The 7,602-nt window shown below is 32.1% G+C and carries 11 protein-coding genes; all 11 read right to left on the bottom strand.

Annotation, left to right across the window (positions count from 1 at the left end; genetic code table 11):
* Positions 1-312 precede the first annotated feature (312 nt).
* Positions 313-615 carry a helix-turn-helix transcriptional regulator gene (locus HOG71_07560; GenBank protein MBT5990695.1) on the bottom strand — a complete coding sequence of 101 codons (303 nt, stop codon included), beginning with the start codon at positions 613-615 and terminating at the stop codon, positions 313-315.
* The gene (locus HOG71_07555) at positions 602-943 is read right to left on the bottom strand and encodes a type II toxin-antitoxin system RelE/ParE family toxin (protein ID MBT5990694.1); all 342 of its coding nucleotides are present in this window, start codon (positions 941-943) and stop codon (positions 602-604) included. The genes HOG71_07560 and HOG71_07555 overlap by 14 nt, the downstream gene beginning before the upstream one ends.
* Before the next feature lie 634 nt (positions 944-1,577).
* Complete coding sequence (locus tag HOG71_07550) at positions 1,578-1,925, bottom strand: hypothetical protein (protein MBT5990693.1); 348 nt, start codon at positions 1,923-1,925, stop codon at positions 1,578-1,580.
* Positions 1,922-2,344, bottom strand: a complete 423-nt coding sequence (locus HOG71_07545; GenBank protein MBT5990692.1) for a hypothetical protein — start codon at positions 2,342-2,344, stop codon at positions 1,922-1,924. Before HOG71_07545 ends, HOG71_07550 begins: the two co-directional genes overlap by 4 nt.
* 361 nt (positions 2,345-2,705) lie before the next feature.
* Complete coding sequence (locus HOG71_07540; GenBank protein MBT5990691.1) at positions 2,706-3,191, bottom strand: hypothetical protein; 486 nt, start codon at positions 3,189-3,191, stop codon at positions 2,706-2,708.
* A 391-nt stretch (positions 3,192-3,582) separates the two neighbouring features.
* Positions 3,583-4,098 (bottom strand): hypothetical protein, encoded by a 516-nt coding sequence (locus HOG71_07535; GenBank protein ID MBT5990690.1) that lies wholly within the window; start codon positions 4,096-4,098, stop codon positions 3,583-3,585.
* 212 nt (positions 4,099-4,310) lie between these two features.
* Positions 4,311-4,724, bottom strand: a complete 414-nt coding sequence (locus HOG71_07530) for a hypothetical protein (GenBank protein MBT5990689.1) — start codon at positions 4,722-4,724, stop codon at positions 4,311-4,313.
* A gap of 29 nt (positions 4,725-4,753) precedes the next feature.
* The gene (locus tag HOG71_07525; protein ID MBT5990688.1) at positions 4,754-5,323 is read right to left on the bottom strand and encodes a DUF4256 domain-containing protein; all 570 of its coding nucleotides are present in this window, start codon (positions 5,321-5,323) and stop codon (positions 4,754-4,756) included.
* A 132-nt stretch (positions 5,324-5,455) separates the two neighbouring features.
* Positions 5,456-6,154 carry an SUMF1/EgtB/PvdO family nonheme iron enzyme gene (locus tag HOG71_07520; GenBank protein ID MBT5990687.1) on the bottom strand — a complete coding sequence of 233 codons (699 nt, stop codon included), beginning with the start codon at positions 6,152-6,154 and terminating at the stop codon, positions 5,456-5,458.
* 67 nt (positions 6,155-6,221) lie between these two features.
* Positions 6,222-7,085: a hypothetical protein gene (locus HOG71_07515; protein ID MBT5990686.1), complete on the bottom strand. Its 864-nt coding sequence runs from the start codon at positions 7,083-7,085 to the stop codon at positions 6,222-6,224.
* A 139-nt stretch (positions 7,086-7,224) separates the two neighbouring features.
* Positions 7,225-7,548 (bottom strand): hypothetical protein, encoded by a 324-nt coding sequence (locus HOG71_07510; protein ID MBT5990685.1) that lies wholly within the window; start codon positions 7,546-7,548, stop codon positions 7,225-7,227.
* Positions 7,549-7,602 lie beyond the last annotated feature (54 nt).

The raw sequence follows: 7,602 nt of genomic DNA, 5'->3' as shown, positions 1-7,602 counted from the left end.
TATTTTAAATTCGATGAAAAATGATAATAGTAATTTACTCGAAGGTACATTAATTAATTAGGATGATAAAGAGCAGAATCTGACCAAAAATATTGACAGAAGCAGGACAAAACAGAGTATTATAATTCCTTAGACAACATACATAACAATCCTTTAAACTCGCATTGGATTTTTAGTGCATCAGGCCGTTGTCGTATTCGTAGCTACCATTTCATTCAAGCTACGAATAACTGGATGTAGTTCAACCTGTAGTTCATTCTGGGTACTACGTACCAAATGAACTCCTATTTATTACCAGTAGTATTTCTTTTATTATATATCAAGTGATAATTTCAAATTCCCTCCTAATCCTTCTCTAATTATTCTCATTAAAGTCGAAAGTCGAATATCACTTGCATTATTTTCAATCCGCGAAATGTAATTTTTCGTTGTTCCAACTTTATCAGCCAACTCTTTTTGAGTCATATGTTGTCTCTTACGAGCCTCTTGAATTAAAGCACCAATTCTGAAAGTTTCAAATTCCTCTTCAAATTTTTCTCGACTTTCAGTTCCAGTTTTTCCATAATTCTCATCTAGATGTGATTCGAATGATTTAATATTTTTACTTGTTTTCATAATATTCTTTTTTAAGTTTTTCAGCTCGCTTGATTTCGGATTTTGGTGTCTTACGATCCTTCTTCTGAAATCCAGTTAATAATATTATCAAGTTACCTTTATCAAAAAAACAAAATATTCTAAATATTCCATTTGATGCTGAAACTCTAATTTCCCAAAGTCCCTCAGAATTAGTTAGATGTTTTAGATATTTTTCTGGAACAATTTTAATAGTTTGTATCAAAAGGATTGTCCAGTCTATCTTTTTCCTTACAACCAAAGACTGTTTTTTGTAAAATTCAGTAAAAAAATCTTTATAAATCCTTACGTTTCTTATAAATTCACTCAATTGATTTTTATTTAAACCCAAAACAAAGTTACCTAATTAGGCAACTTCTCCCAAATTTATCTCAAATTATATTTTGAAAACGGAAATTCAATATTACTGGTAACTACTGAGTATACACTATCACCAGCACTTAGTCAGCAATATATACCGACTATATGCCACATTAAACAATTAGTATAAATTTGATGAATAATGATAATAGCAATTTACTCGAAGGTACAATTAATTAATCAGTATTTTAAATAGCAGAGTCTGACTAAAAACATTGAAAGAAGCAGGACAAAACTGAGTATTTTTTTTCAGACAACTTAGATAACAATCCTTTAAACTCGCATTGGATTTTTAGTGCATCAGGCCGTTGTCGTATTCGTAGCTACCATTTCATTCAAGCTACGAATAACTGGGGCAGGACAAAACAGAGTATTATAATTCCTTAGACAACATACATAACAATCCTTTGAACTTGAATGAGGTTTTTAGTGCATCAGGCTGTTGTCGTATTCGTAGCTACCATTTCATTCAAGCTACGAATAACTGGGCACTTAACTTTCTGTAAAGTACTAAGTTCAATACGTCCAAAAGCCTTGATTTTACTACTATTTCGCCTATTTTTTATATACATTGTTGGCAATAGTTATTTTTTTGTTAACCATTTTTGACTATCAATATTATTTAATTGAGTTTTTAAAACTCCTCCTCGCATTCCAATGTAAATATCTGAACCTTTTATTAAAATAGAATTTGGGTATAAATAAATCCACCAAAACCCTTCTTTCACAAGGGTTTCTATTTCAAAGTCTTTATTAACTTTCAAAAGTCCTTTTGAAGTTACAATTAAAAACTCATTGTCTTTTGTTAATGTAGTTGCATAAGGTGCGTTTGGTAAATCAACTTTCTTTTTAACATTCCATTTATCGTTTTTTCTCTCAACTTGGAATATTTGTCCATCAGACATTGATAAATGCGCTAAACCTTCTGTCACATAGATTTGTCCATTGATTTCAAAAAGATTCTTAATATTTCCACTCGTAATCTTTTCGTACTCAGTTCCTTTTTCATTAAACCAAAATAAATTACCTCCCCATTCTCCTTTATCAAAACCAACCAACCAACCAACCAACCATTATCAATTTTAAGATTAACTTGTCTTCCTCCAAATGAAAATCTATCATCTTCTTTTGGTATTATCTTGAAAGGTAATTCGGTTCCTTTTACTTTTCGGTATTCATAATCTCTATATTCAACCTTATTTTCAGAGTTCAGGTACACTTCAAACTCTTCATTAGAATGATTAAGTTTCTGAGCTTGTTCTTTTGTAGGTGGCTTACCAATTTTTAACTCTTCAATCGGATTTCCAATTATCAAAAATGTTCCAAAAATAAATATTGATATTAGCTTCATCATTTTCTAATTATTACCAACTACTGACTATACACTATCACCAGCACTTATTCAGCAATATATACCGACTATATGCCACATTAAACAATTAGTATAAATTTGATGAATAATGATAATAGCAATTTACTCGAAGGTACAATTAATTAATCAGTATTTTAAATAGCAGAGTCTGACTAAAAACATTGACAGAAGCAGGACAAAACTGAGTATTTTTTTTCAGACAACTTAGATAACAATCCTTTAAACTCGCATTGGATTTTTAGTGCATCAGGCTGTGTCGTATTCGTAGCTACCATTTCATTCAAGCTACGAATAACTGGGTACTACGTACCAAATGAACTCCTATTTATTGGCAAACGTTTTATTTTTTTGTTAACGAACCAATTACCGTTCTAAAATTATTATCAGCAATTTTATCAAATTCTGGATCTCTAGCTACTTTATGATAAGTTCCCCAACTTACTTTTTTCGCATCTATTGCATCTATTTTTTCTTGCATATCTTCAGGAAAGTCTTCTAGGTTGGGAATTAACTTTTCGATGACAGGATGATCATTATATACTAAAATATTATTTCCTGAACTTACATTGTCCAGATCAAAATTTGGGAAAGTAAGTATGTTAAGTGTATCATTACTAATGCTTGATATTACGATGGCATGAGTGTAAAATTGGTCTTGTGATTTTTTATTTAGTGGTCCTCGACTATAATATATCACAGATACTTCTTCATTGTCTTCTAGACCATTTTCAATGATATTAAACTTATCAATTTCCCAAAATCTATATTTTTTTGTGCAACCAAGGATGATAAGTAGTAAAAGTAATGTGTAAAGTATTTTCTTCATTTTATTTCTATTAATGTTTGCCAACTACTGACTATACAAATTCACTAGCACTTAGTCAGCAACAATTACCGACTATATGCCACAATAAACAATTAGTATAAATTCGATGAATAATGATAATAGCAATTTACTCGAAGGTACATTAATTAATTAGTACCAATTATCCTAACTACTGAAAAAAATGAATAATTATATTAGAACTAATAGCCTTACCATCATTTACCAGCTGGGGTATTAAAATTTCTTAGACAACTTACATAACAATCCTTTAAACCCGCATTGGATTTTTAGGGCATCAGGCTGTTGTCGTATTCGTAGCTACCATTTCATTCAAGCTACAAATAACTGGGTACTACGTACCAAATGAACTCCTATTTATTAGGCTACGTTTTTAATTATATAAAAATCTAAAATTATCATAATCAAGTAAAAACCCAAATAATGCAAGTACAAGCGAAATGAATATTGATAAGGCTAATATTTTATTTGAAACTAATAAGTGACGATACTTAAAAATTGACATCATAATATAATTTATTGTCAATCTTACTAAAACAAATGCAACAATTAAATCTAAAGGAAAATATCCGATTGGAGGAATATATCCATAATCAAAAAATGTAAAAATTAAACACCATATTGTGTATAAAATAATAAATATTGGTAGTGAAAATAATAGCTTGCTATTCAAACGTGGCTTCATAAAAAGAAACACTCCTATTATTAAAAAATAGATTCCAATTATTAATTGTTTGAAGTAAATATCAAATTGTGTTTCTGGGATAAGACAAAGTAAAATTCTGTTTGGATTTGCCATACCTATAATTGCATTTATTGAATCATAAATAAAAAAGGAACCAATTAAAATCCATAATAACTTGATGAATGTTGTTAAATATTTCTTCATTTTAAATGTAGCCTAAGTACTGACTATCCATAATCACCAGCACTTAGTCAGCAACATTTACCGACTATATGCCAGAATAAACAATTAGTATAAATTCGATGAATAATGATAATAGTAATTTACTCGAAGGTACATTAATTAATTAGTACCAATTAGCCTAACTACTGAAATAAAAAGAATAATTATACTAGAATTAATAGCCTTACCATCGTTTACCAGCTGGCATGATCGATATTGGCATCCAGAATGCTTACAGCGTCTTTTTTGATTTCAAATAAGCTGCAATAACACTGATCGCTACATTGCCAATGATCACAAACATATTCATCGCCATCCAATAAAAACAAGCTATATTTTCCTTCAGGCAGCATTACTTCGTAGCTTCCATCTTCATTTGATTGAGTTTTTGCAACGACCAATTTTTTTTGATAATGTTCCGAAGGATGGGTAATAACAACTGTGGTTGCTATGGGTTTTGGCTCACAAGGTGGTTTATTTGGTGCGGGCATACAATTGCCTTCATAAATTCCAATTGTTCCTTTTAATGTTCCTTTTGCAAAAAAATTGAATTTATCGCAAGAAACAAATAAAGTGATACTGAAGATGATGATGATTAGTTTTTTCATATAAATGATATAAATGAATTAAATTTCTTTTAAACTTTTAATACACCACGAAATCCTCTTGCAGCATAATAAGAAGGAGCACCATTGTGATACACGAATACTTGTCCATAGCGGAAATCAGCAAAAAGAGCACCACCTAGTTTTCTGATTTCAGCAGGTGTTTTTACCCAGCTCGATGTTTTTGTATCAAATTCTCCAACTTGTTGTAAGGCTCGGTATTCTTCTTCTGATAAAAGTTCAATACCCATGGCTGCAGCCATATCCAGCGCACTGTTATCCGGCTTATGTTGCTTCCTCGACTCGAGTGCTTCACGGTCATAACAAACACTTCTGCGGCCTGCTGGACTTTCCGCTGAACAATCGCAAAAAACGTATTCGCCAGTTTTTTCATCCAAGCCAATCACATCTGGTTCGCCTCCACTTCTTTCCATTTCATGAAGCGACCAAAGTTTTTCTGCTAACGATTCCAAATTCAGCTTGGACTGTATATCAACCCATTCAAGGCTTTTATGCCGTTTCATATTTTGTTCAAAACGACCTTTTAAGATATTAAGCAGTTCAACAGCTTGTTTGGCTGATAAGGTTTTATTATTTTCCATGCATAATAAAGAGTTTATTGTTTGCAAAATTACACAAAACAATCCAACATGCTGACTTGGGATCAGTTTGCGAACTAGTCTGTGCTGGTTTTTTATCATAAATTTCATTGATGGTAGCCAACATCGTTTTTCTCAGTACAGATTTTTAGCTAATCGAAACCCCAGATCATCAATTTTAAATGCTGTCGGATGACTCCTTCTTCGATTTGTAGCTAAACACCCTCTTTCCTCATCATTCCATCCTCCTCCCCGAAAAATACGATAAGTGCCATAAACAGTCTCATCATATTTATCGGAACACCATTCCCACACATTTCCCAACATATCATACAAGCCCCAATTGTTTGCTTCTTTACTGCCTATATCATGAGTATGACCATTTGCATTTAGTTTATACCAGGCAATTTTATCGGTATCACCATATCTTATGTCGGCACTACCCGCTTTACAGGCATATTCCCATTCAGCTTCTGAAGGAAGTCTATAACCATTTGCAGTAGTGTCAATTATGAAATCATCCAATTCATCATCCACTTTGTAATAGGGAGTCAATCCCAATTTGCCTGATAGTAAATTACAAAACTTAACGGAATCTAACCAGGATACACATTCTACTGGTTTATTTTTACCTTTAGATGCAGAAGGATTCTGCTGAGTTATCAACTCATACAACTCCTGTGTTACTAAATATTTTGATAGTAAAAATGGCTGGATAATCACTTTCCACTTCTCATTAATCCGATCGTCTCTCAATACAATTTCGCCTTTCGGAATTTCCACCATCATCTCATTTATGCTGTCTATTCCGTTAATATATTCACTCTCTTTCATTCTCTTCTTTCTCCTATCATATTCTATCGTCTACCACATATAGCATGTGATGATTTAGTATAAGTAACTATTCAATTTTCAAATGACTAAAATTGGCCGGATGATCCGAAGTCCAGTTTATTGTATCATACAAACTACCAATTTGGCCAACACTGAAATTTGCTTCACTATAAAAAATTCTGTCACCAGCATGTAAAAATGTTGAATCAGAATCTTTCAATCCTATGACATCAAGTGCTTCAGCTAATTGAATCAATCCGAATTGCGGATTAAAATCGCCCATAAGAATGCAGGGCTCCGATATTGTTTTCAGGTAGTTTATGGTGTTTATCAAGCCATTATTGTATTCTGTGGAAGTTAAGCCAAAGTGCAAGCTAATAACATGAATTGCTAATGAGTCGTTAATCTTTAATCGTACATCCAATATGCTCCGCTTTGCCCATTTATTAAGATAGGATACTTGAATATTGTTTATCTCAATAATTTCATATTTGCTTAGAATGGCATTTCCCCATTCGCCATGAACAGGATATATTCCCATAGGATCGTTATAGCCATGAGAACCAAATGCAAAATTCATATGCAACTTATCAGCTAAAGCTTCAACATAATCTTCTATGGCTGTATTATACCTATTCAGGGGAACTTCCTGTAGGGCAATTATCACAGGATTAATGCTATCAATAATCTGAACTATATTATCCAGTTGTTCATTTGTCCCTCCTACTTCGTCTGCATTCCAAGGGTCTTGAAACGCTTTAAATCCCAACTGAATATTGTAAGTCAAACAGATCATTTCAGAATCTGATTGATAATTGGTTACTCCATTTTCAAAATAGCTTGATCTATCATTTTCGTAATCATAGGGATCTTTGCTACAAGCTTGCAGCAGTATTATGAGCCAAATTAAATGGATTGGTATTGCTTTCATGTCACCAAAAATAAGCTTAGCTTTTGCGTTTTTGCACAATGAAATAAAAACAGCTTTGTTGTTACTATTCTATTCATATTTTGATTCAATTACAATGGCAATGCACTGTTAATCCATAAAATAAATTGGACTATGTTTATTATTTTGGTTCAAGACTCATCACATAATCATAACTTTCATCAAGCAATTTTGCTACATGATTCAAATCATTCAGCATTTCATGTGAAATCAAAATGTATCCACGCATGATGGCGTTATAGGATTTATAAATAGTTGTGTGGTATACTTCCAAATATTTTTTCTGTACATCTTTTGAAAATCTAATTCCTATTTCGCCTGCTTTATTAAACAGCGAAAACATATGTCCATTGGCTGAAGTATAAGGCATTGTTTTTCCTTTCCGTTCGAAACGAGGACACATGGAAACTAATTCGTCATAAATAGCTAATTGTTTTTCCCTCATATTAAGTGGTTTTAAAAATTACTATCCAAGTTGTCTACTATAGGCTACCAAAAG

This window comes from Bacteroidota bacterium (assembly GCA_018698135.1).
In the GTDB taxonomy this organism is placed as follows: domain Bacteria; phylum Bacteroidota; class Bacteroidia; order CAILMK01; family JAAYUY01; genus JABINZ01.
The sequence above is the reverse complement of the archived record's forward strand: the minus strand, read 5'-3'. Positions and strand labels throughout refer to the sequence as shown.